General features: G+C 72.5%; 19 protein-coding genes and 2 riboswitches. Of the genes, 11 read left to right on the top strand and 8 right to left on the bottom strand.

Annotated elements, in window-relative coordinates:
- Positions 1-4: 4 nt before the first annotated feature.
- Complete coding sequence (locus ACFVSN_RS22915) at positions 5-1,264, top strand: Ig-like domain-containing protein (RefSeq protein WP_387956475.1); 1,260 nt, start codon at positions 5-7, stop codon at positions 1,262-1,264.
- A 49-nt stretch (positions 1,265-1,313) separates the two neighbouring features.
- On the opposite strand, the gene ACFVSN_RS22910 is transcribed toward ACFVSN_RS22915, so the two are convergent.
- From ACFVSN_RS22910 to ACFVSN_RS22890, 5 genes are all read right to left on the bottom strand, one after another.
- A complete protein-coding gene (locus ACFVSN_RS22910) occupies positions 1,314-1,685 on the bottom strand; it encodes a GntR family transcriptional regulator (RefSeq protein ID WP_380437681.1) in 372 nt (123 codons plus the stop codon).
- 112 nt (positions 1,686-1,797) lie between these two features.
- On the bottom strand, positions 1,798-3,456 hold the full coding sequence (locus ACFVSN_RS22905; protein WP_380496984.1) for a cytochrome bc complex cytochrome b subunit: 1,659 nt from the start codon (positions 3,454-3,456) through the stop codon (positions 1,798-1,800).
- A complete protein-coding gene (locus tag ACFVSN_RS22900) occupies positions 3,453-4,505 on the bottom strand; it encodes a Rieske 2Fe-2S domain-containing protein (protein ID WP_380496985.1) in 1,053 nt (350 codons plus the stop codon). The genes ACFVSN_RS22905 and ACFVSN_RS22900 overlap by 4 nt, the downstream gene beginning before the upstream one ends.
- 8 nt (positions 4,506-4,513) lie before the next feature.
- On the bottom strand, positions 4,514-5,323 hold the full coding sequence (locus ACFVSN_RS22895) for a c-type cytochrome (RefSeq protein WP_380447432.1): 810 nt from the start codon (positions 5,321-5,323) through the stop codon (positions 4,514-4,516).
- Between the two features lie 187 nt (positions 5,324-5,510).
- Entirely contained in the window at positions 5,511-6,131 is a 621-nt protein-coding gene (locus ACFVSN_RS22890) for a heme-copper oxidase subunit III (protein ID WP_030301107.1), read from the bottom strand.
- Positions 6,132-6,529: 398 nt separating this feature from the next.
- Here ACFVSN_RS22890 and ACFVSN_RS22885 point away from each other — a divergent pair, with 398 nt between their 5' ends.
- The 3 genes from ACFVSN_RS22885 to ACFVSN_RS22875 all read left to right on the top strand — a co-directional run bounded on the left by ACFVSN_RS22885 (position 6,530) and on the right by ACFVSN_RS22875 (position 9,792).
- Positions 6,530-6,955, top strand: coding sequence for a hypothetical protein (locus tag ACFVSN_RS22885; protein WP_359967869.1), 426 nt, complete (start codon positions 6,530-6,532; stop codon positions 6,953-6,955).
- A gap of 116 nt (positions 6,956-7,071) precedes the next feature.
- The gene (trpD, locus tag ACFVSN_RS22880; RefSeq protein ID WP_387956474.1) at positions 7,072-8,148 is read left to right on the top strand and encodes an anthranilate phosphoribosyltransferase; all 1,077 of its coding nucleotides are present in this window, start codon (positions 7,072-7,074) and stop codon (positions 8,146-8,148) included.
- A 109-nt stretch (positions 8,149-8,257) separates the two neighbouring features.
- Positions 8,258-8,375: riboswitch (SAM riboswitch) on the top strand.
- Positions 8,376-8,427: 52 nt separating this feature from the next.
- Positions 8,428-9,792, top strand: a complete 1,365-nt coding sequence (locus ACFVSN_RS22875) for an aminotransferase class V-fold PLP-dependent enzyme (protein ID WP_387956473.1) — start codon at positions 8,428-8,430, stop codon at positions 9,790-9,792.
- Positions 9,793-9,802: 10 nt separating this feature from the next.
- On the opposite strand, the gene ACFVSN_RS22870 is transcribed toward ACFVSN_RS22875, so the two are convergent.
- On the bottom strand, positions 9,803-10,084 hold the full coding sequence (locus ACFVSN_RS22870; RefSeq protein WP_380447438.1) for an Lrp/AsnC ligand binding domain-containing protein: 282 nt from the start codon (positions 10,082-10,084) through the stop codon (positions 9,803-9,805).
- 41 nt (positions 10,085-10,125) lie between these two features.
- Positions 10,126-10,908 (bottom strand): rhomboid family intramembrane serine protease, encoded by a 783-nt coding sequence (locus tag ACFVSN_RS22865; RefSeq protein WP_387956472.1) that lies wholly within the window; start codon positions 10,906-10,908, stop codon positions 10,126-10,128.
- A gap of 202 nt (positions 10,909-11,110) precedes the next feature.
- Here ACFVSN_RS22865 and ACFVSN_RS22860 point away from each other — a divergent pair, with 202 nt between their 5' ends.
- From ACFVSN_RS22860 to ACFVSN_RS22835, 6 genes are all read left to right on the top strand, one after another.
- Entirely contained in the window at positions 11,111-11,374 is a 264-nt protein-coding gene (locus ACFVSN_RS22860) for a hypothetical protein (RefSeq protein ID WP_380447442.1), read from the top strand.
- A gap of 140 nt (positions 11,375-11,514) precedes the next feature.
- Complete coding sequence (locus ACFVSN_RS22855) at positions 11,515-12,954, top strand: NYN domain-containing protein (protein ID WP_387956471.1); 1,440 nt, start codon at positions 11,515-11,517, stop codon at positions 12,952-12,954.
- 200 nt (positions 12,955-13,154) lie between these two features.
- Positions 13,155-14,192 carry an NlpC/P60 family protein gene (locus ACFVSN_RS22850; RefSeq protein ID WP_380447446.1) on the top strand — a complete coding sequence of 346 codons (1,038 nt, stop codon included), beginning with the start codon at positions 13,155-13,157 and terminating at the stop codon, positions 14,190-14,192.
- A gap of 348 nt (positions 14,193-14,540) precedes the next feature.
- Positions 14,541-14,694, top strand: a riboswitch (cyclic di-AMP (ydaO/yuaA leader).
- A gap of 10 nt (positions 14,695-14,704) precedes the next feature.
- The gene (locus ACFVSN_RS22845; RefSeq protein WP_380502905.1) at positions 14,705-15,829 is read left to right on the top strand and encodes an NlpC/P60 family protein; all 1,125 of its coding nucleotides are present in this window, start codon (positions 14,705-14,707) and stop codon (positions 15,827-15,829) included.
- Positions 15,830-16,056: 227 nt separating this feature from the next.
- Entirely contained in the window at positions 16,057-17,103 is a 1,047-nt protein-coding gene (locus ACFVSN_RS22840; protein ID WP_380502902.1) for an NlpC/P60 family protein, read from the top strand.
- Positions 17,104-17,141: 38 nt separating this feature from the next.
- Positions 17,142-18,287: a hypothetical protein gene (locus ACFVSN_RS22835; protein ID WP_387594512.1), complete on the top strand. Its 1,146-nt coding sequence runs from the start codon at positions 17,142-17,144 to the stop codon at positions 18,285-18,287.
- 5 nt (positions 18,288-18,292) lie between these two features.
- On the opposite strand, the gene ACFVSN_RS22830 is transcribed toward ACFVSN_RS22835, so the two are convergent.
- Positions 18,293-19,654: a glycosyltransferase 87 family protein gene (locus ACFVSN_RS22830; protein ID WP_387594514.1), complete on the bottom strand. Its 1,362-nt coding sequence runs from the start codon at positions 19,652-19,654 to the stop codon at positions 18,293-18,295.
- Between the two features lie 213 nt (positions 19,655-19,867).
- On the opposite strand from ACFVSN_RS22830, the gene ACFVSN_RS22825 reads away from it, so the two are divergent.
- A complete protein-coding gene (locus tag ACFVSN_RS22825) occupies positions 19,868-21,010 on the top strand; it encodes a glycosyltransferase family 4 protein (protein ID WP_387956470.1) in 1,143 nt (380 codons plus the stop codon).
- Positions 21,011-21,084: the final 74 nt, after the last annotated feature.

The following is a 21,084-nucleotide window of genomic DNA, read 5'->3' as shown; positions in this document are numbered from 1 at the left end:
GGTCATGGCCGACAGGCGCGGAATAGCGGGTCTCGGCGGCATCTCGCTGGCCCTCGCAGTACTGACCCCGCTCGCCGCCTGCTCGGCCGGTGGTGACGACGATCGCACCGGCCCGCACAAGGTCGACGCGGCGCGGCTGGTCCACCTCTCGGCCGAGGGCAAGGTCGACCCGGCCCAGTCGGTCACCGTGACCGCCGTCGCCGGCAGCAGGCTGACCGACGTCACCGTGGTCGGGCCGGACGGCCGGGTGGTGGCCGGCAGGCTCGCGGACGACCAGCGCAGCTGGCAGACGACCGGCCGGCTGAAGGCCTCGGCGTCGTACAGCGTCCGGATCGCGGCGGACGACGGCAGGGGCGGGCGAGGCGAGATCACCCAGGACTTCAGCACCCTCGCCGCCCAGCGCCTGCTGACCGCGAAGCTCGGCCCGGACTCCTCCGGCAGCGGCGTGTACGGGGTCGGCCAGCCGCTGACCGTGCAGCTCTCCGAGGCCGTCAAGGACCCGCAGGCCCGGCAGGAGGTCGAGCAGGCCCTGACGGTCAGCTCCCAGCCCGCCGTCACCGGCGCGTGGTACTGGGTGGACGACAAGAACCTGCACTTCCGCCCGGAGGAGTACTGGCCCGTCGGCACCACCGTCGGCCTGGCCTTCGACGGCACCGGCACCCGGATCGCCGACGGCCTGTACGGCGGCGACCGCAGCAGCCTGAAGCTGCGGATCGGGGCCCGGGTCGAGTCGGTGATCGACGCCGCCGCCCACGAGCTCACCCTGAAGCGCGACGGCGAGGTGATCCGGACCATCCCGGTGACCACCGGCAAGCCCGGCTTCGACACCCGCAACGGCGTCAAGGTGGTGCTCGGCCAGGAGCGCTCGGTGCGGATGAACGGCGAGACGATCGGCATATCCGCGGGCAGCTCGGAGGCCTACGACCTCAACGTCGAGTGGGCCACCCGGGTGACGTGGAGCGGCGAGTACGTCCACGCGGCGCCGTGGTCGGTCGGCTCGCAGGGCTACGAGAACGTCAGCCACGGCTGCACCGGCATGAGCACCGACAACGCGAAGTGGTTCTACGACAACACCCGGGTGGGGGACCTGGTGACGGTGGTCAACAGCCACGGCGCCACGATGGAGCCGTTCGGCAACGGCTTCGGGGACTGGAACGTGTCCTGGGCGGACTGGGTCAAGCACAGCTCCCTCGGCAAGCCCTTCAGCACCACCGTCGCGGCCTCCCAGGCCCCCGCCACGGGGATGATCCGCCCGGAGGTCTGAGCGGCCCTCCGCAGGCCCTCCGCAGGTCTCCCGGTCCTCCTGGTCCTCCCTAGTCCTCCGGGAACGCGACCCGCAGCGCGGTGTCCACCGCCGCCAGGGCGTCCCCGCGCGACAGCCCGAGCCGGCGCACCCGTTCGGCGTACTCGGTGGCCGCCTCGGCGGCCAGCCGGTGCGCGGTGTCGCCGGTGGACGCGATCAGCGTGCCGCGCCGGCCGTGCGTCTCCACGACGCCGTCGGCCTCCAGCTCCCGGTAGGCGCGGGCGACCGTCCCGGCGGACAGTTCCAGCTCCTCGGCCAGCGCCCGGACGGTGGGCAGCCGCAGCCCGGTGGGCAGTTCGCCCGAGCGGGCCAGCTCGGCGATCCGGGCGCGGATCTGCTCGTACGGGGGAGTGGCGGAGGCGGGGTCGACGGACAGCTGCACGATGGGCTCCTGAGGGTGCCTGGGGGCTGGGGAGACGGCAAAGCCCGAGGGCCGCCGACCAGAAGAACTCTGGTCAGCGGCCCTCGGGTGTGGCGCTGCGGTGCGGACGGGATCAGTGGTGGCCGTGGCCGCTGGTGATCTCGTGGTGCTCCTCGGCGGTGGGCTTGGGGATCTGGCTGCCCTCGCCGTAGAAGCCGCGGGACAGCTTGGCCCGGGTGCGGGTGAAGACGCCGGCCTTGGCGGCCACGCCGTTCTCGTCCGTCTGGGCCGGCAGCTGGACCGGCTGGTTCTGCTCGTGCGCGGTGAGCTTGAACAGCTCCTTCTGCGGCAGCTGGGCGTGCACCTCGACGAACTCGCCGTGCGGCAGGCGCTTGATGACGCCGGTCTCGCGGCCGTGCAGCACCTTCTCCTTGTCACGGCGCTGGAGGCCGAGGCACCAGCGCTTGGTGACGATGAAGGTGATGACCGGCACCACGAAGAAGCCGGCGCGCACGAAGTAGGTGATCGAGTTCAGCGACAGGTGGAAGTGCGTGGCGAACAGGTCGTTGCCACCACCGATCAGCAGGACCAGGTAGAGGCTGATCCACGCGGCGCCCAGGGCGGTGCGGACCGGGGCGTTGCGCGGGCGGTCCAGGATGTGGTGCTCGCGCTTGTCGCCGGTGATCCAGCCCTCGATGAACGGGTAGACCGCGATCGCGACCAGGACCAGCGGGAAGATCATCAGCGGGACGAACACGCCCAGGTTCAGGGTGTGGCCCCACAGGCTGATCTCCCAGCCCGGCATGACGCGGATCAGGCCCTCGGAGAAGCCCATGTACCAGTCCGGCTGGGCGTCGGTCGACACCTGGTCGGGGCGGTACGGGCCGTACGCCCAGATCGGGTTGATCGACGCGATCGCCGAGATGGCGGCGATGATGCCGAACACCAGGAAGAAGAAGCCACCGGCCTTGGCCATGTAGACCGGCATCAGCGGCATGCCGACGACGTTCTTCTCGGTCTTGCCCGGGCCCGCCCACTGGGTGTGCTTGTGGTAGAAGACCAGGATCAGGTGAGCCACCAGCAGGCCGAGCATGATGCCCGGGATCAGCAGCACGTGGATCGTGAAGAACCGCGGGATGATGTCGGTGCCGGGGAACTCGCCCCCGTACAGGAACATCTGGATGTAGGTGCCCACCAGCGGGACGGCGAGGATCGCGCCTTCCATGAAGCGGATACCGGTGCCCGACAGCAGGTCGTCCGGCAGCGAGTAGCCGAAGAAGCCGTCGAACATGCCCAGGACCAGCAGCAGGAAGCCGAAGACCCAGTTGATCTCACGCGGCTTGCGGAACGCGCCGGTGAAGAACACGCGCATCATGTGCACGAGCATCGCCGCCACGAAGACCAGGGCGGCCCAGTGGTGGATCTGGCGGATCAGCAGACCGCCGCGGACCTCGAAGCTGATGTTCACGGTCGACGCGTACGCCTCGGACATGCCGATGCCCTTGAGGGGCACGTACGAGCCGTTGTAGACGACCTCGGCCATCGACGGCTTGAAGAACAGCGTCAGGTACACGCCCGTCAGGATGATGATGACGAACGAGTAGAGGCAGATCTCGCCCAGCATGAAGGACCAGTGGTCCGGGAAGATCTTGCGCAGGTTGGCCTTGGCGAGGGAGTAGATCCCCAGCCGGCCGTCCGTCCAGTCAGCCGCGGCCTCCCACTTGTTGGCGGGGTTGGCGCGCGTGCTGGTGGGCTTGGCGGCACCGGAGGTGGTGCTGCTCGCGCTACTCATCGAGCACGCTCCCAGTAGCTCGGGCCGACAGGCTCTTCGAAGTCGCCGGTGGCGACCAGGTGACCCTGTTCGTCAGTGGTGATCTTCAGCTGCGGCAGGGGGTGGCCGGCCGGGCCGAAGATGACGCGCGCGCCGTCCGACAGGTCGAAGGTCGACTGGTGGCACGGGCAGAGCGCGTGGTGGGTCTGCTGCTCGTAGAGGCTGATCGGGCAGCCGACGTGGGTGCAGATCTTCGAGTAGGCGAGGATGCCCTCGAAGCCCTTCTCCCGGGACTTGTCGTCCTTGATGTCGTCCGGCGCGATGCGCACCAGCATCAGGGCGTCCTTGGCGATGGCCTGCTGGAAGTCCTCGTCGTGGACGTGCAGCCCCTCGGGCATGGCGAAGGTCAGCGAGCCGATGACGATGTCGTCGGCCTTCATCGGCAGGTTGGTGCTCATGTTGATGAGCTGCAGCGGCTTGGCCGGAGTCGCCTCCTTCCAGCCCGTCTCCTTCAGCTTCTTCTCGGGCAGCGGCCCGAGGTCGCGGAGCAGGACCACGCCGGAGAGCGGGACCAGCGCCATCGAGCCGATGAGGGTGTTGCGGATCATCTTCCGACGACCGAAGCCGGACTCGGCGGCACCGGTCTTGAACTGGTCGATGACGTCCGCGCGGACCTCGTCGTCGGCCTCGATCGGGTGACGCTCGGCCGGCAGCTCGACGTCCGACATCAGGGTGCGGGCCCAGTGGACCGCGCCCGCGCCGATCAGGAACAGCGCGACGCCCAGGGTCAGGCCGAGCGCGAAGTTCAGCGCGCTGACGTGACCGAGCGGGAAGATGTAGACGATCTTGTCGGGGTCGATGCCCACGTACGACGCGATGAAGCCGATGGTGGCGATCATCGAGATCACGAACATCAGCGACACCTGGCGCTCGGCGCGCTTGGCGGCCCGCTCGTCGATGTCGGTGCGACGGGGCTCGTGGGCCGGCAGGCCCGGGTCGGCGAACGGGTCGCCGTGCTCGGCGACCTCGCCGGCGGAGCCGTGGTGCTCCGGAAGCTTCTCTTCTGACATGTCGTGGCTCATGACTTCTTGGCCTTGGGGGTGTGGGCGGCGACCCAGATCGCGACCGCGATGAGCACGCCGAGACCGAAGATCCAGCCGAACAGGCCCTCGGTCACCGGACCGAGGCTGCCGAGCGTGAGACCGCCGGGGTTGGGCTCATCGTTGGTGGTGTGGCGGACGAAGGCCACGATCTGCTTCTTCTGCTCCTCGGGCATGGTGGTGTCCGGGAACGACGGCATGTTCTGCGGGCCGGTCTGCATGGCCTCGTAGATGTGCTTGGCGTCCACGCCCTCCAGCGACGGCGCGTACTTGCCCTTGGTCAGGGCACCACCCTGGCCGGCGAAGTTGTGGCACTGGGCGCAGTTGGTGCGGAACAGCTCGCCACCCTTGGAGATGTCCTCGGGGTTGGTCGAGGTGTACTGCTCCTGGGTCGGCGTCACCGGGCCGGGGCCGAGCGAGGCCACGAAGGCGGCGAGCTGGTCGATCTCGGCCTGCGAGTAGATGTTCTTCTTGCGCGGGACCTGCGAGCCGGGCTGCTGGGCCGGCATGCGGCCGGTGGCGACCTGGAAGTCGACGGCGGCGGAACCGACGCCGACCAGGCTCGGGCCGTCGCTGCTGCCCTCGCCGTTCAGGCCGTGGCAGGACGAGCAGCCGACGGCGAAGAGCTTCTTACCCTCGTCGATCGCGAGCGACTGCGCGGCGACGTCGGCCTGCGCCTTGCCGGCGGGCGCGAACACGGCGTACAGCCCCCCGGTTGCCGCCAGGGCGAGAAGTAGGACGACCAGCGCCGCCAATGGGTGGCGCCGTCGTGCGGAGAGCTTTTTCACGGAATAACCCCGGTGTCAGGATCTGGTCGACTGGTGGGTGCACCCGGCTGCCGGTCTGGCCGGCACGAGGCGGCCCGGCTAGGGCTGCGCGCGCGGTCGGTCGGTGGGAGCGTCGGCACCGGCAGAAGCGGCCCTGCGCCGGTGAGGGCGGGGGCCGCAGCCGGTGGCCAGCGACCTGATCAGCTGGTTACTTGATCAGGTAGATGGTCGCGAACAGGCCGATCCACACGACGTCGACGAAGTGCCAGTAGTACGACACCACGATGGCGGCGGTGGCCTGCTCGTGCGTGAAGCGCTTGGCTGCGTACGTCCGTCCCAGGACCAGCAGGAAGGCGATCAGACCACCCGTCACGTGCAGACCGTGGAAGCCGGTGGTCAGGTAGAACACCGTGCCGTACGGGTCGGAGGACAGCGAGAGGCCGTCCTTCTTGACCAGCTCGGTGTACTCGAAGATCTGACCGCCGATGAAGATCGCGCCCATCACGAAGGTGATGACGAACCACGAGCGGAGCTTCTTCACGTCCCCGCGCTCGGCGGCGAACACGCCGAGCTGGCAGGTCAGCGAGGAGAGCACCAGGATCGTGGTGTTGACCGAGGAGAAGGGCACGTTGAGGGCGTGCGCCTTCTCGGTCCAGAACTCCGGCCCCTTGACGGAGCGGAGCGTGAAGTACATCGCGAAGAGGGCCGCGAAGAACATCAACTCGGAACTGAGCCAGACGATCGTTCCGACGCTGACCATGTTCGGCCGGTTGACCGATCCGTGCGCGTGCCCGGTTTCTACTGCTGTTGCTGTCGCCACGACGGACATTATGTCGGTCCCTTATTCCGTCTTCACGCCGGGGGGTCTCCCTCGGAGTGTCCGGTGCGTGCGGTATGCCCGCTTGGGGGGCACCCAGGTGCCCGGACGGTACCTGAGCAGCGGCGTGTCCCTTTTCTGACGGTTCCTCGGAGGGCCCTTGGACCCCGTTGCCCAGCGTGTCGATGCACGGTCGGCGCAGTGCCCGGAGGTAGGGGAGCGGGCCCGGCTGTCGGCCGTCCGGGTGGACTGCGCGTGGCCGGGTGACGGGGCGTCCTCCGGGCGGGTGAGCCCCGGGCGCGGCGCCTTGAGGAGGAACGCGCGCGGGGGAGGGCTCGGCCGGGGGTGATCCGGAGTAGCATCCGGGTCAGGCGAACGTGGTCCGGATCACACTTGAGGGAGCAGGGTCAATGGCGTACACGACCGATGAGACGCTCACCGTCCTCGTCTACAGCGACGACCGCAACACCCGCGAGCAGGTGCTGACGGCGCTCGGCCGCCGGCCCGCCGAGGATCTGCCGGAGCTGTCCTACCTGGAGTGCGCGACCACCCCCGCGGTGCTGCGGGCGCTGGAGAAGGGCGGCGTCGACCTCTGCATCCTGGACGGCGAGGCGGTGCCGGCCGGCGGGCTCGGACTCGGGCGCCAGCTCAAGGACGAGATCTACGGCTGCCCGCCGGTGCTGGTGCTGATCGGCCGGCCGCAGGACTCCTGGCTGGCCGCCTGGAGCCGGGCCGACGCGGCGATCTCGCGCCCGGTCGACCCGGTCGCGCTGGCCGGGGCGGTGGCCACGCTGCTGCGGGCGCGCCTGGCCAAGCGGGCCCCCGCGACGCGCTGAGCGGCGCCGTCTCAGTACTAGAGAAGACAGGGCCGGAGGTACCCCGCCGCTCGATAGGCTGACTCCATCCGTACGGACGTCCCCCCTGGGGGAACCGACAAAAGCTGGAGTCAGCCATGGTGAACGTGAACCCTGCGAACGGTGGTACCGACCCCGCGCAGGTGGTCCGCACCTGGCCGGACCTCCTGGCGGCGCTGTTGAAGGGGGAGGACCTCGACCGCTCGGCCACCGCGTGGGCGATGGACCGGATCATGAGCGGCGAGGCGTCCCCCGTCCAGGTCGCCGGGTTCATGGTGGCGCTGCGGGCCAAGGGCGAGACGGTCGACGAGATCAGCGGCCTGGTGGACGCGATGTACGCGCACGCCGAGCCGCTGGACATCCCGGGCCCGGCGGTGGACATCGTCGGCACCGGCGGCGACCGCGCCAAGACCGTCAACATCTCCACGATGTCCGCGATCGTCGCGGCGGCCGCCGGTGCCAAGGTGGTCAAGCACGGCAACCGGGCGTCCTCCTCGGCGAGCGGGTCGTCGGACGTGCTGGAGAAGCTCGGCGTCGCCCTGGACCTGTCGGCCCGGCGGGTCGCCGAGGTGGCCGAGGAGGTCGGGCTCACCTTCTGCTTCGCGGCGAAGTTCCACCCGTCGATGCGGCACGCCGCCACCGCCCGGCGCGACCTCGGGGTGCCGACCGCGTTCAACATCCTCGGCCCGCTGACCAACCCGGCGAAGGTCACCGCGCACGCCGTCGGCTGCTTCGACACCCGGCTCGCCGGGCTGATCGCGGGCGTCCTCGCCCGGCGCGGCTCCACGGCGCTGGTCTTCCGCGGCGACGACGGCCTGGACGAGCTGACCGTCACCACGACGTCGCAGGTGTGGATCGTGCGGGACGGCATCGTCACCGAGACCGCCTTCGACCCGCGGGACGTCGGCATCGAGCTCGTCGGCATCGAGGCGCTCCGCGGGGCGGACGCCTCCTACAACGCCGAGGTCGCGCGCAGGCTGCTGGCCGGGGAGCGCGGGCCGGTGCGGGACGCCGTCCTGCTCAACACGGCGGCGGCGCTGGTGGCGCTGGACCTGACGGACGCGCCGCTCGCCGAGCAGCTGGCGGCCGGCATGGAGCGGGCCGCGGCGGCCGTGGACTCGGGCGCGGCGCAGGAGCTGCTGCGGCGCTGGTCGGAGGCCACCGGCCGGGACTGACAAGCGAGTTGAGGGGCCCGTGGCAGTTCGTCGCCGCGGGCCCCTTCGGCTGTCCGGATGGTGGATGCCTGTTTGACCACCGGGCGGACGCGACCTAGAGTCCTGTCCAGGTCATGAGTGACAGCGACAAGCCCCAGCTTGCTGTCCGGCAACCCTCCGTCCGTGGCGGGGTGCCCTGGGTGAGGACCGGGCCGCGCGGCGAACCGTCCGCGAGGCAAGCGCGGACGCCCGACGACTAGCACTCCCGGGGTCCCTCGACCTCCGAAGGAGTGCATCCTCGTGTCCCTTGCCACCGAAATCTGCGCCCCCCTGGCCGTCCTCGGCCACGACGTCCAGGTGCCGCTCGCCAACGGCGAGAAGGTCGGCTACGCGCCGCTCGACTACGCGGCCAGCTCGCCGGCGCTGCAGCGGGTGTGGGACGACGTCGCCGCGTACGCCCCCTACTACGGCAGCGTGCACCGCGGCGCCGGGTACCTCTCGCAGCTGTCCACCGACCTGTTCGAGCAGAGCCGCCGGACCGTCGGCGAGTTCCTCGGCCTGCGCGAGGGCGACCAGGTGGTCTTCACCCGGGCCACCACCGACTCGCTCAACCTGCTCGCCGCCGCGCTGCCGGCCGGCACCCGGGTGTTCGCGTTCGAGACCGAGCACCACGCCTCGCTGCTGCCCTGGGCCCACGCCGGGCTCGACGTCACCTACCTGCGCGCTCCCCGCTCGCACGCCGAGGCCGTCGCCGCGCTGGACGCCGCGCTCGCCGGGGCGCCCGAGGGCCCGAAGCTGCTGTGCGTCACCGGCGCCTCGAACGTCACCGGCGAGCTGTGGCCGGTCGCCGAGCTCACCGCGACCGCGCACCGGCACGGCGCCCGGGTGGTGCTGGACGCCGCGCAGCTCGCCCCGCACCACCGGGTCTCGGTGGCCGAGCTGGACGTCGACTGGATCGCCTTCTCAGGCCACAAGATCTACGCGCCGTTCGGTGCCGGGGTGCTGGCCGGCCGGGCGGACTGGCTGGACGCGGCCGAGCCGTACCTGGCCGGCGGCGGCGCGACCCGGACGGTGGCCCGGGAGGCCGACGGCTCGGTGGCCGTCCAGTGGCACACCGGCCCGGCCCGGCACGAGGCCGGCTCGCCGAACGTCATCGGCGCCTACGCCATCGCGTCCGCCTGCCGGGCGCTGAGCGAGGCCGGCTTCGACGCGCTGGAGGCCCGCGAGCAGGCGCTGATCGCCCGGCTCACGGCCGGGCTGGCGGAGATCCCGCAGGTCAAGGTGCTGAGCCTGTTCGGCTCCGACTCGGCGCGGGTGGGCGTGCTGTCCTTCGTCGTCCGGGGCTGGAACAGCTCGCACTTCTCGGCCGCGCTCTCCGCCGAGTACGGCATCGGCGTGCGCGACGGGCTGTTCTGCGCGCACCCGCTGGTGCGCACGCTGCTCGGCGACGAGGACGTGGCGCCGTCCGAGTGCGGCGCGCCGGAGCCGTCGCTGCCGGGCGAGCGCAGCCTGAACGCCATCCGGGTCAGCTTCGGCGCCGGGACCCCGGACGAGCACGTCGACCGCTTCCTGACCGCCGTCCGCGAGCTGGTCACGGACGGCGCGGCGTGGAACTACCGGAACGAGGGCGGCCGTTGCGTCGCCGACACTCGCCGTGAGGACTGAGGACTGAGGACTACTCGTCCAGGCCGAGCGCGAACGCGGCCTCCAGGTCGTGCTGGGAGTAGGTGCGGAAGGCGATCTGGGTCTCGGTGTGGGCGACGCCCGGGACCTTGTTCAGCCGGCCCGGGATGACGTCGGCCAGGTCGTCGTGCTTGCGCACCCGCACCATCGCGACCAGGTCGTAGCCGCCGGTCACCGAGTACACCTCGCTGACGCCCTCGATGGCGGCGATGGCCTCGGCGATCTCCGGGATGCGGTCGACACTGGTCTTGATCAGGACGATGGCGGTGATCACTGTTCCGGCTCCTTCGTGGGGTGGCGCCAGCGTATCGGGCCTCAGCCGCGTCGTCTCGGGGGGTGACCGACGACGGTGCAGGCGTAGAGGAAGCCGGCGCAGAAGCCGATCACGTGGACCAGGTAGGCGACCCCGGGCCCGGCCGAGTGCACCGACCACCACTGCAGGGCGAACCAGAGGCCCAGCACGAGCCAGGCCGGGAACCGCAGCGGCAGGAAGAGCAGCAGCGGGACGAGCGTCGTCACCCGGGAGCGCGGGTGGAAGCGCAGGTAGGCGCCCAGGACGGCGGAGATCGCGCCGGAGGCTCCGATCAGGACGCGGGTGGAGTCCGCCGAGTGCGCCTCGGCGAGGGCGAAGCCGTACGTCGCGAGGCTCCCGGCGGCCAGGTAGAAGAGGAGGAAGCGGGCCCGGCCGACCCGCCGTTCGACGGTGGGGCCGAAGACGTGGAGGAAGAGCAGGTTGCCGGCCAGGTGCAGCCAGCCGGCGTGCAGGAAGAGGCCGGTGAGGACGGAGACGGCCGGGCGCTTGCCCGGCGTGGGAGCGGCCGGGCAGCCGGGGGCCGGGTCCGGGGCCTCGGCGAGCTGTTCGGCCGTCAGCGGGCGCCCGGCCAGCAGTTCGGCGGGGACGGCGCCCCAGCGCTGCTCGTACCGCTGCTCGGCGCAGAGCCGGGCCTGCCCGGTGCCGTAGAGGGGGTTGAGTCCGGCGGCCGGCCCGAACAGGAAGACCAGGGTGTTGAGCGCGATCAGGGCGTAGGTGACCGCCGGGGCGGGCACCGCGGGGCCGCCGTCCCGCGCGTCGGTGTGGCCGGGGGCCGCGAGCGCCATGCGGCCAAGCATCCCTCCGCGGGCCCTCCGTGACACCGCGCTGTACGGCAGGTGGGCTAGCCGTCCCGATCGCCCGAACCGGTGGCCGTGATGGTTGCCCCAGGCAATAGGCTTGGGGCGGGCATTCCCGCCTCCCGCCGCCGATGCCGGGGCTCCGGGGGGAGCGCCTAGCCCACCCAGGGACCACCCGAGAGGACCCCCGATGACCGTCCCCGCTCTGACCGCCGAGACGCGTTGGCGCTGCACCCTGTGCGGCAACCTCACCCGCTTCGACGTGACCCGCTCCGCGCGGGTCACCGAGTTCCTGCACTTCGACCTGGCCGGCGAGTCCAAGGTCGAGGAGACCGAAGTCCTGAGCGAGACGGTCGAGACGGTGCGCTGCCGCTGGTGCAACGCGGTGGACCAGGTCGAGCTGGTCGCCCGCCCGGGCGCGGACGACGCGGCGGTCGAGGCCGAGCAGGGTTGATGCCCCGCCGGTGCGGTGGACGGTGCACGGCACGGCCGTCCGCCGCACGGGACAATACAGACAGAACGCACGGAGCGTGACGACAGGGACGGCGGCCGCGGGGCCGCACCCGTTGGACCAGGATCGGAGCCGAGGACGTGGTGGACGCAGCGAGGGAGCCCGCCGGACCGCAGGGGCAGCCCGCTGCGGAGCCGGCCGCCGGGGCGGCGGGGGCCGCCGACGGTGCCGCCGCGTCCGGAACCGCCGCGGACCCGGGCGCCGGCCGTCCCGCCGAGAAGCTCGACCGGCCGCTGCCGGAGGGCGTGCGCCGGCGCGTGGTCGGCCTGGCCGCGGACGCGCTCGGCGGACTGCCGCCCGCCGAGCTGCCGCAGAGCCTGCGTCAGTACGCCAAGTTCACCCCGGCCCGGCGGGCCAAGTACGCGGCCACGGCGATCGCGGCGGCGCTGGAGTCGGAGCCGGCCTTCCGGCTGCGGATAGCGGAGCGGCTGCGGCTGGGCCAGCCGGACCTGGTGAAGGCGCTGGAGTCGGGCAGCGTCCCCGGCGCCGCCGATCCGATGGACGTCGCGGCCGCCGCCTACCTGGTGCGGTCGGCGGGCTGGAGCTGGCTGGTCGCCGAGGCCGGCGAGGAGGCCGAGCGGGCCGGCGCCGAGGGCGCGGCCGCGGAGGCGGCCCGGCTGGTGGAGAAGCTGCAGGCCGAGCTGGCCGAGGTGCGGGCCGGGGCGCGCGCGGACCTGGACCGGCAGCGGGCCGAGTCCGAGGACGTCCGGCGGGAGGCCGACTCGCTGCGCAAGAAGGTGCGTTCGCTGGAGAGCGACACCCGCCGGGCGCAGGCCGAGACCCGTCGGCTGGCCGGTGAGCTGGAGGCGCTGCGCGCGCAGGCGGCGACCGAGCGCAGTGCGGCCGAGAGCGAGGCACGGCGGCTGCGGCACCGCGTCGGCGAGCTGGAGACCGCCGCCGAGCAGGGCCGCCGTTCGGCCCGCGAGGGGCGCAGCGTGGAGGACATGCGGCTGCGGCTGCTGCTGGACACCGTGCTGCAGTCGGCGCAGGGGCTGCAGCGCGAGCTGGCGCTGCCGGTGTCGCAGATCCGCCCGGCGGACCTGGTGGAGGCGGTGGTGCCGGGTTCGGCCTCGCCGCACGACGTGGCCCGGCGCGGGCTCGCGGAGGACGATCCGGCCCTGCTGGACCAGCTGCTGGCGATCCCGCAGGTGCACCTGGTGGTGGACGGCTACAACGTGACGAAGACCGGCTATCCGACGCTGCCGCTGGAGCAGCAGCGGCTGCGGCTGCTGGGCGGGCTGGCGATGCTGGCCCAGCGCACGCAGGCGGAGGTCACGTGCGTGTTCGACGGGCAGGACCTGGACGTGCCGGTGATCATGGCGCCGCCGCGCGGGGTCCGGGTGCGCTTCAGCCGGACCGGCGAGACGGCGGACGAGCTGATCAGACGCCTGGTGCGGGCCGAGCCGCAGGGCCGTCCGGTCGTGGTGGTCTCCGCCGACCGGGAGGTCGCGGAGGGCGTGCGGAAGGCCGGCGCGCGCCCGGTCGCCTCGGTTCTGCTGCTGAACCGGCTGGCGCGGCCCTGATTCCGTGCCGATGGGGATGACGGCCGCTCAGCGTCCGGTTTGCGGTGATGTGCGGATTCGGTGAAGCGGCGTGGGGGCTCGGAGTTCACGCCTTTGGGGGAGTGGCGCAATGCCTGGATGTTCACTAGGGTCTGGCGTCAAACCTATTTTCCGGATTTCTCACCCGAACCGGTGAGTCCATGGAAGAAGGAGCAGGTCCCTTGGCCTCCCACCGCCGTCCCAAGCAGCCGAGCCGCGCGCGGGTCTCCGTGCTCACCGCTGCTGCTGCGACCGCGGTCGCGCTCTCCGCCCAGGTGGCCGCGCACGCCGCGCCGCAGCCGAACAAGACGGACGTCAAGGCGCAGATCGACGAGCTGCAGCAGGAGCAGGAGCAGGCCGCCGAGAAGTACAACGGCGCCAAGGAGCGGGCCGACCAGCTGCGCAAGCAGGCCGACCAGCTCCAGGACCAGGTGGCCCGCGGCCAGGAGCAGATGACCCAGCTTCAGACCGGCCTCGCCGGCGTGGCGGGCGAGCAGTACCGCACCGGCGGCATCGACCCGTCCGTCCAGCTGATGCTCTCCTCCGACCCGAACAACTACCTGGCCAAGGCCTCCAGCGTGCAGCAGGCCACCGCCACCGAGACCGACGCGCTCAAGGGCCTGCTGGACCAGCAGCGCCGCCTGGACCAGGAGAAGGCCGAGGCCGCCGCGGTGCTGGCCTCCCTGGACTCCACCACCAAGGACCTGAACCAGTCCAAGGCGGACGTCAACGCCAAGCTCAAGCAGGCCCAGGACCTCCTCAACTCGCTCAGCGCCTCCGAGCGCGCCGCGCTGAAGGCCCAGCAGGCCCAGGACGACCGCGCCTCGCGCGGCACCGACCGGGTCGACCTGAGCAGCCTGCCGCCGGCCAGCGGCTACGCGGCCGTGGCCGTGGCCAAGGCGATGAGCAAGCAGGGCTCGCCGTACGTGTGGGGTGCCGTCGGCTCCAGCACCTTCGACTGCTCGGGCCTGATGCTCTGGTCGTACGGCCAGGCCGGCGTCTCGCTGCCGCGCACCTCGCAGGAGCAGGGCCACTACGGCACCCGGGTGCCCTCGCTGGACCAGGCCCAGCCCGGCGACCTGGTGATCTACGGTCCCGACATGCACCACGTCGCGATGTACATCGGCAACGGCATGGTGGTGCACGCGCCGCACACCGGCGACGTCGTCAAGGTGATGAAGGCCGACGCGATGCCGATCAACACCATCCGCCGGGTCTGACCCGCCGACACGCCGCGGGCCGGCGCGACGGCCCTGTGATCCGCGCCACCTCCCGAGCGGGGGTGGCGCGTTCGCTTGAGCGCGTTTCCCTGCGTTTCGCCGCGTTCGCGTGACAAGTGATCAGCCTTGCGTGCTGCTGCGATCACCTTCTGTCATCTTCACAAAAGAACTTGGTTATTCTTCCGCCTTTTTTCTGACAAGGATTTGAACCGATCACGGTTCAGTTACTAGGGTCGTGACCCGGACCACCGCACTGTCGATCGCCCAGCCAGGGTGGCGGCGGTGGTTCCCGCCGAGTTCGTGAAGCAGCGGGACGGGTCGAAGCGACCGTCCGACAGGGGAGCCCAGTGACAGGGGGCGCTGTGGAGCGGAGCCGGGGAACCACGTTCCTCCGGGGTGAATCGGCGCCAGGTCGGCCGGTGGAACGGCCGTGAGGCGTCGTAGGGCATGCTTCCGGCCCGAACCCGTCAGCTCACCCGGTAGGCGGACGTAGGAAGAAGGAGTCCGCCTTCGTGGCGTCCCATCGTCGTCCCAAGCCCGCCGGCCGTGCCCGAGTTTCCTTCCTGACCGGAGTTGCCGCGGCAGCCGTCGCCCTCTCCGCGCAGTCCGGCGCCCACGCCGACCCCGCGCCGACCAAGGACCAGGTCAAGGAGCAGGTCGACCAGCTCAACGAGCAGGCCGAGGTGGCGACCGAGCAGTACAACGCCGCCCAGTCCAAGCAGCAGGAGCTGCAGAAGCAGGTCAGCGGCCTCCAGGACCAGGTGGCCCGCCAGCAGGAGCAGGTGACCGACCTCCAGGGCGGCCTCGCCCAGATCGCCGGCGAGCAGTACCGCAACGGGGGCATATCCCCGACCGTCCAGCTGATGTTCTCGTCCAAGCCGGACAACTTCCTCAGCCAGGCCGACGCCCTGAACCAGGCCGGCAGCACCCAGAAGGGTCAGCTGAAGGAGCTCCAGGACCAGCAGCGCAAGCTGGACCAGGACCGCACCGAGGCCCAGGGCAAGCTCGCCGAGCTGGACGCGACCACCCAGCAGCTGAAGGCGTCCAAGGAACAGATCCAGGGGAAGCTGACGGCCGCCCAGAACCTCTTCAACACCCTGTCCGAGCAGGAGCGCCAGGCCATCAAGGCGGCCGAGGACAAGGCCGCCGCCGATGCCAAGGCCAAGGCCGACGCCGCGAAGGCCCAGCAGGCCGCCGCCGACCGCGCCTCCCGCGACAGCAGCCGCACCGACCTCGGCTCGGCCCCGTCGTCCTCGCCGGTCGCCAAGCCGCCGGCGGCGGGCAGCTCGCGCGGTGCCGCCGCGCTGTCCTACGCCGCCACCAAGATCGGCAGCCCGTACGTCTGGGCCGCCACCGGCCCGAACTCCTTCGACTGCTCGGGCCTGATGGTCTGGGCCTTCGACCAGGCTGGCGTCTCGCTGCCGCGCACCTCGCAGGAGCAGGCCGGCGCCGGGACCCGGATCGGCACGGACCTCTCCCAGGCCCAGCCCGGCGACCTGCTGATCTTCTTCAACGACGCCCACCACGTCGGCATCTACGCCGGCAACGGCCAGGTGCTGCACGCGCCCAAGCCGGGTGCGAGCGTCCGCTACGAGGCGGTCACCAACATGCCGCTCTCGTCCATCGTGCGGGTCTGATTCCCCGCTCGGCTTCCCGCAGGCCCGGCCCTCCTCCCCGGAGGTCCGGGCCTGCGGCGTTTCCTTTCCTCGGACTGGTGTCCGATTAAGGGTCAAATATTCGGGTTGGGAGAGGTTTGGACTCGGTTGCCCGGACTCGCTAACGTCTGCCACCGGACTCCCGCTCCAGGACCGCCCGCTTGGGTGCGGCGGCGGGACCGGTCCGCAGGATTGGAGCAGCCGCCGCCATGCCCGTGCACCGCCGTTCCCAACTGCTCGCCCGTGCGCTGGTGCTGACCGCGGCCGCCACCACCGCCCTGGGCGTCACGACGGGCGGCAGCGCCCAGGCCGCCCCCGGCTCCCCGGACGCGCCCAGCCGCAAGGACGTCAAGGCGCAGGTCGAGCAGCTGTACAACGAGGCCGAACAGGCGTCGGAGAAGTACAACGCCGCGCAGGAGGCCCAGCAGCGGCTCCAGGGCGAGACCACCGTCCTCCAGGGCGAGATCGCCGCCGCCCAGGACCAGCTGAACCAGCTGCGCGGCGACCTCGCCACCGTGGCCGGCGCCGAGTACCGCTCCGGCGGCATGGCGCAGACCGTCCAGCTGATGCTCGCCACCGACCCGGAGGGCTACCTCGCCCGCGCCCGGACCCTCGACCAGGCGACCGAGCGGCAGAACGAGACGCTGCACGAGCTGGTGACCCGTCAGCGCGGGCTCGACCAGCGCCGCACCGAGACCGCCGCCAAGCTCGCCGAGCTGGACCAGGCCCGCCGGACGCTCGCCGACAGCAAGCAGGAGATCCAGCAGCGGCTGGCCAAGGCCCAGCGGCTGCTCAACAGCCTGGGCGCCGCCGAGCGCTCCCGGATGGCCGCGCAGGACGCCCAGGAGGCCGAGCAGCGCGCCACCCGCGGCACCGACCGGCTGGACCTCGGCACCACCCCGCCCGCCTCCGAGCGTGGGGCGGCGGCGCTCGCGGCGGCGGTGCGGATGATCGGGTCGCCGTACGTGTACGGGTCCACCGGCCCCCGCGCGTTCGACTGTTCCGGTCTGATGTACTACAGCTGGCGGCAGGCGGGAGTGAGCCTGCCGCGCACCTCGCAGGCCCAGGCCTACGCCGGCCAGCGGGTGAGCCTGTCCGAAGCGCGACCGGGAGACCTGGTGATCTTCTACCGGGACATGCACCACGTCGGCATGTACGCCGGCGGCGGGGTGATCGTGCACGCCCCGTACCCGGGGGCCAGGGTGCGGTACGAGAGCGTCAACGCGATGCCCGTCGCGGGGGTGGTCCGGCTCTGAGCCCGACCCCGTCCGGACCGGACGCGATACGGCCCTGCGTGCTGTCCCGGCGCGGCGCCCTGCTGCTCGCCGCCGGAGGGCTGACCCAGCTGTCGCTGCCGCCCGTCGCCCCCGCGGTGGCCGGCCGGGGGCTCGGCGGGGCGGACGAGCGGACCGAGGTGGCGGCGGTGCTGGACGAACGCGCGCGCGAGCTGTCGGCCACCACCGGACTGCCGCTGACCGCCGGCTACCGCAACCTCGTCGTCTCCCCGGGCACGGACCCCGGCCGGCTGACCGTCACGGCCGACCTGGACGTCCGGGTCGCCGGCTACGACGAGTACCCCGCCGTCTACCCCCGCCGCCTCACGCTGACGCGGGCCGACGGCTGGCGGGTCGAGCGCGAGGACGCCGCGAGCGGGCCGCCGGCGCTCTGGGACTTCGGGACGGGACGGTCCGCGCGCGGCGCGCAGTGCCTGGTGCTCGGCCTCGCCGCCGGACCGGACCCGGCCGGGCCGGTCGCGATCGGCGACCGCGCCGTCCCCGCGGTGAGCGCGGTCTGGGGCACCGGCTGGGCGGGCCGACTGCTGCTGGAACTGCCCGCCACCGAGCCGCAGTTCGCCCGCCTGCTGGAGGCCGATCCGGCCGGCTGGACGGGCATGGCGGCGGTCACCGTGGCCGCCCCCGGCGCGCCCTCGCACACCCCGGCCGACCGGGTGCTGATCAACCCCGAGGCGTTCGGGCGGCTCAGCGACTTCGGCCGCCAGGTGGTCGTCACCCACGAGACCACCCACGTCGCGACCCGGGCCGACACCCGGGCCTGGACGCCGCTGTGGCTCTCCGAGGGCGTCGCCGACTGGACGGCCTACCGCGACTCCGGCCGCACGCCCCGCCAGATCGCCCCCGAGCTGGCCCGGGACGTGGCCGCCGGAAGGGTGCCCACGGCCCTGCCCGCCGACCGCGACTTCGCCGCGGGCACCACCGGCATCGCCCAGGCCTACGAGCAGGCCTGGCTCGCCTGTCGGCTGATCGCCGCCCGCTTCGGCACCGCCCGCCTGGTCGCGTTCTACCGCGCGGTGGGCGCGGCGGACGGCGCGGGGGAGGACCGCGACCAGCGGATGGACCGGCTGTTCCGGGCCGAACTGGGCCTCGGGAAGGACGAGTTCACGCGGCTGTGGGTGGCCGAGGTGGCCGCTCTCAACGCCTAGGGCGGCTAACGCCCGGCCGGGGTGTTGGGCCGGTCGATCCCGTCGAGCAGGTCCTGCTCGTAGGCGATGCCCGGGCGGACCGGGTAGGAGCCGGCCGGGACGGGCTCCGGCTGCGTCAGCACGACGGTCGGCGGCAGCCGGTCCGTGCCCCGCGTGGAGCGCCAGAGGCGGACGCAGGACAGGACCGTCGCCGCCAGCAGGAGCAGGTTGCGCGCCGACAGGACGGCGATGGCCGCCGGGTCGCTCGCGAGGACCTGGGTGAACATCAGCGGGAATTCGAGCAGCGTGAGCGGCGCCGCGAGCAGGATCAGCAGTGCCACCGGCCGCTGGCTGCTGCCGCGGACCGTCAGGCAGACCGCCGCGACGCCGATCAGCCAGACCAGGTACTGCGGACTGATCACCCGGCTGGTGACGGTGAAGATCAGCAGCGCGGTCAGCGCCGCGTCGTACATCGTGGCCGCGTTGCGGCGCTTGGCGGTGTAGCGCCACAGCAGCAGCCACGCGAAGCCCAGCACGGTGCCGGCCATCATGACCTTGCCGACGACGCCGACCCAGGGCCCGAGCATCTCGGCCGAGCCGTAGTTCATCGTCACCCGGCCGTCCCAGCCGCCCGCGATCCGCGCGTAGTGCAGCGGCAGCGCGCCGAGCGACTCGACCTCGACGCCGCGGTCCTTCTGGAACGCCAGGAAGCCGAAGGCGCCGTTCATCCCGGCGGCCAGCAGGAAGCCCAGCGAGACGGCGGTGGCCGCCGCGAGCGTCCAGGAACGGCCGGTGCGGCGGCCGGAGGGGGTGCCGATCAGGCCGAGCAGCGGCCAGATCTTGACGATCCCGCCGAGGCCCAGCAGCATCCCGCCGACGGCCGGGCGGCGGATCAGCGCCAGCAGGCCGGCCACCGCGCTCGCGGTGACGATGATGTCGAAGCGGTTGTAGATCATCGGGCCGAGCAGCGGCACGGCCACCACCCACAGCCAGGCGCCGGTCAGCGCCCGGCCCCGGCGCAGGCCGGTGCGGACCAGCAGGGCCATCACGAGGGCGTCGGCGACCCCGCAGATCACCCAGAACGAGACCACGTACGACCACGGCAGCAGGCCGGGCAGCAGGATCACCAGGGCGGCGCCGGGCGGGTACTGCCAGGTGACGTCGTCGAACGGGAAGGTGCCGGTCTGCAGGACGCCGTACCAGGCGTGGTAGATCATCCAGACGTCCGCGGTGACGTCGCCGCCCGGCGAGCGCAGCACGCCGGTCACGAACAGCAGCAGCAGCGTCCGGGTGCCCGCCCAGGTGGCGACGAGTGCCGCGAGCGCCCCGAGCGGGCGGCCCGTGCGGGCACGGGAAGTACCGGTCTCGATGGCCGGGGCCAACTCCACAGCGCTCCCTCGTTCGTCTCGGACGTCCCCACCGGAGGCGTCGCGCGACGGACGCCCGGGCCGCCGTCCTCAGCGGCTCAGGTACTAGGACTGACCCGGGGGTGGAACGGTTGCCGTGCGTGCTTCCGTTCCCGGCGGGTCATGGTGTTGACCTATCGTACGGATCACCCAGCGGTACACCGAGCACCCCCCGACCGAGCGAGCCGTGGCCTGATGCACAGAACCTTGATCGTCACCAACGACTTCCCGCCGCGACCCGGCGGCATCCAGGCCTTCGTGCACAACATGGCCGTCCGTCAGCCCGCCGGGAGCATCGTGGTCTACGCCTCGACCTGGCGCGACGGCACCGAGGTCGCGCGCTTCGACGCCGAGCAGCCGTTCCCGGTGATCCGGGACCGGACGAAGGTGATGGTTCCCACACCGCGGGTCACCCGGCGGGCCGCCGAGATCCTCCGCGCGGAGAAGTGCGACTCGGTCTGGTTCGGCGCCGCCGCGCCGCTCGGCCTGATGGCGCCCGCGCTGCGCCGGGCCGGGGCCGGGCGGCTGCTGGGCATGACGCACGGGCACGAGGCCGCCTGGGCCCAGCTGCCGGCCGCCCGGCAGTTGCTGCGCCGGATCGGCGCGGGCACCGACGTGCTGACGTACCTGGGCGAGTACACCCGCTCCCGGATCGCGGGCGCGGTGGGACCGGAGGCCGCCGACCGGATGGTGCAGCTGCCGCCGGGCGTGGACGAGACGACGTTCCACCCGGCCTCCGGGGGCGCCGAGGTGCGCCGCCGGCTGGGGCTGGCGGACCGGCCGGTGGTGGTGTGCGTCTCGCGCCTGGTACCGCGCAAGGGCCAGGACACCCTGATCGAGGCGATGCCGCAGATCCTCGCCGACGTGCCGGACGCGGTGCTGCTGATCGTCGGCGGCGGCCCGTACCGGGCGGACCTGGAGAAGCTGGCCGACGCCAGGGGCGTGCGCGCCTCGGTGCGCTTCACCGGCTCCGTGCCGTGGGAGGAGCTGCCCGCCCACTACGGCGCCGGGGACGTCTTCGCGATGCCCTGCCGGACGCGGCGTGGCGGGCTCGACGTCGAGGGCCTCGGCATCGTCTACCTGGAGGCCTCGGCGACCGGTCTGCCCGTCGTGGCCGGCGACTCCGGCGGCGCGCCGGACGCGGTGCTGGAGGGCGAGACCGGGTACGTCGTGCCGGGCGGCTCGGCGTCGGCGTCGGCCGAGCGGATCGTCCGGCTGCTGCACGACGAGGAGCTGCGGCGGCGGATGGGCGAGGCCGGACGGCGCTGGGTGGAGCGCTCCTGGCGCTGGGACCTGCTGGCCGGGCGGCTGACCTCGCTGCTCGCGGTGGAGCGGTAGGGGTCACGGACGCGGGGGGGGGGGGGGCGCCCCGGGCCGGAGGGGGGGCCGGGGCCGGGGGGGGGCGGGGAGGG

Origin of the sequence: Kitasatospora sp. NPDC057904, from assembly GCF_042887925.1 — a bacterium.
Taxonomy (GTDB): Bacteria; Actinomycetota; Actinomycetes; order Streptomycetales; family Streptomycetaceae; genus Kitasatospora.
Note: the sequence above shows the minus strand (reverse complement) of the source record. Positions and strands in the feature narration are given on the sequence as shown.

What these genes read in the sequence shown, in the direction of transcription:
- ACFVSN_RS22915 (WP_387956475.1), top strand. Translation starts at nt 5, where the DNA reads ATGGCCGACAGGCGCGGAATAGCGGGTCTCGGCGGCATCTCGCTGGCC.
- ACFVSN_RS22905 (WP_380496984.1), bottom strand. Translation starts at nt 3,456, where the DNA reads ATGAGTAGCGCGAGCAGCACCACCTCCGGTGCCGCCAAGCCCACCAGC.
- ACFVSN_RS22900 (WP_380496985.1), bottom strand. Translation starts at nt 4,505, where the DNA reads ATGTCAGAAGAGAAGCTTCCGGAGCACCACGGCTCCGCCGGCGAGGTC.
- ACFVSN_RS22890 (WP_030301107.1), bottom strand. Translation starts at nt 6,131, where the DNA reads ATGTCCGTCGTGGCGACAGCAACAGCAGTAGAAACCGGGCACGCGCAC.
- ACFVSN_RS22885 (WP_359967869.1), top strand. Translation starts at nt 6,530, where the DNA reads ATGGCGTACACGACCGATGAGACGCTCACCGTCCTCGTCTACAGCGAC.
- trpD (WP_387956474.1), top strand. Translation starts at nt 7,072, where the DNA reads ATGGTGAACGTGAACCCTGCGAACGGTGGTACCGACCCCGCGCAGGTG.
- ACFVSN_RS22865 (WP_387956472.1), bottom strand. Translation starts at nt 10,908, where the DNA reads ATGGCGCTCGCGGCCCCCGGCCACACCGACGCGCGGGACGGCGGCCCC.
- ACFVSN_RS22860 (WP_380447442.1), top strand. Translation starts at nt 11,111, where the DNA reads ATGACCGTCCCCGCTCTGACCGCCGAGACGCGTTGGCGCTGCACCCTG.
- ACFVSN_RS22840 (WP_380502902.1), top strand. Translation starts at nt 16,057, where the DNA reads ATGCCCGTGCACCGCCGTTCCCAACTGCTCGCCCGTGCGCTGGTGCTG.
- ACFVSN_RS22825 (WP_387956470.1), top strand. Translation starts at nt 19,868, where the DNA reads ATGCACAGAACCTTGATCGTCACCAACGACTTCCCGCCGCGACCCGGC.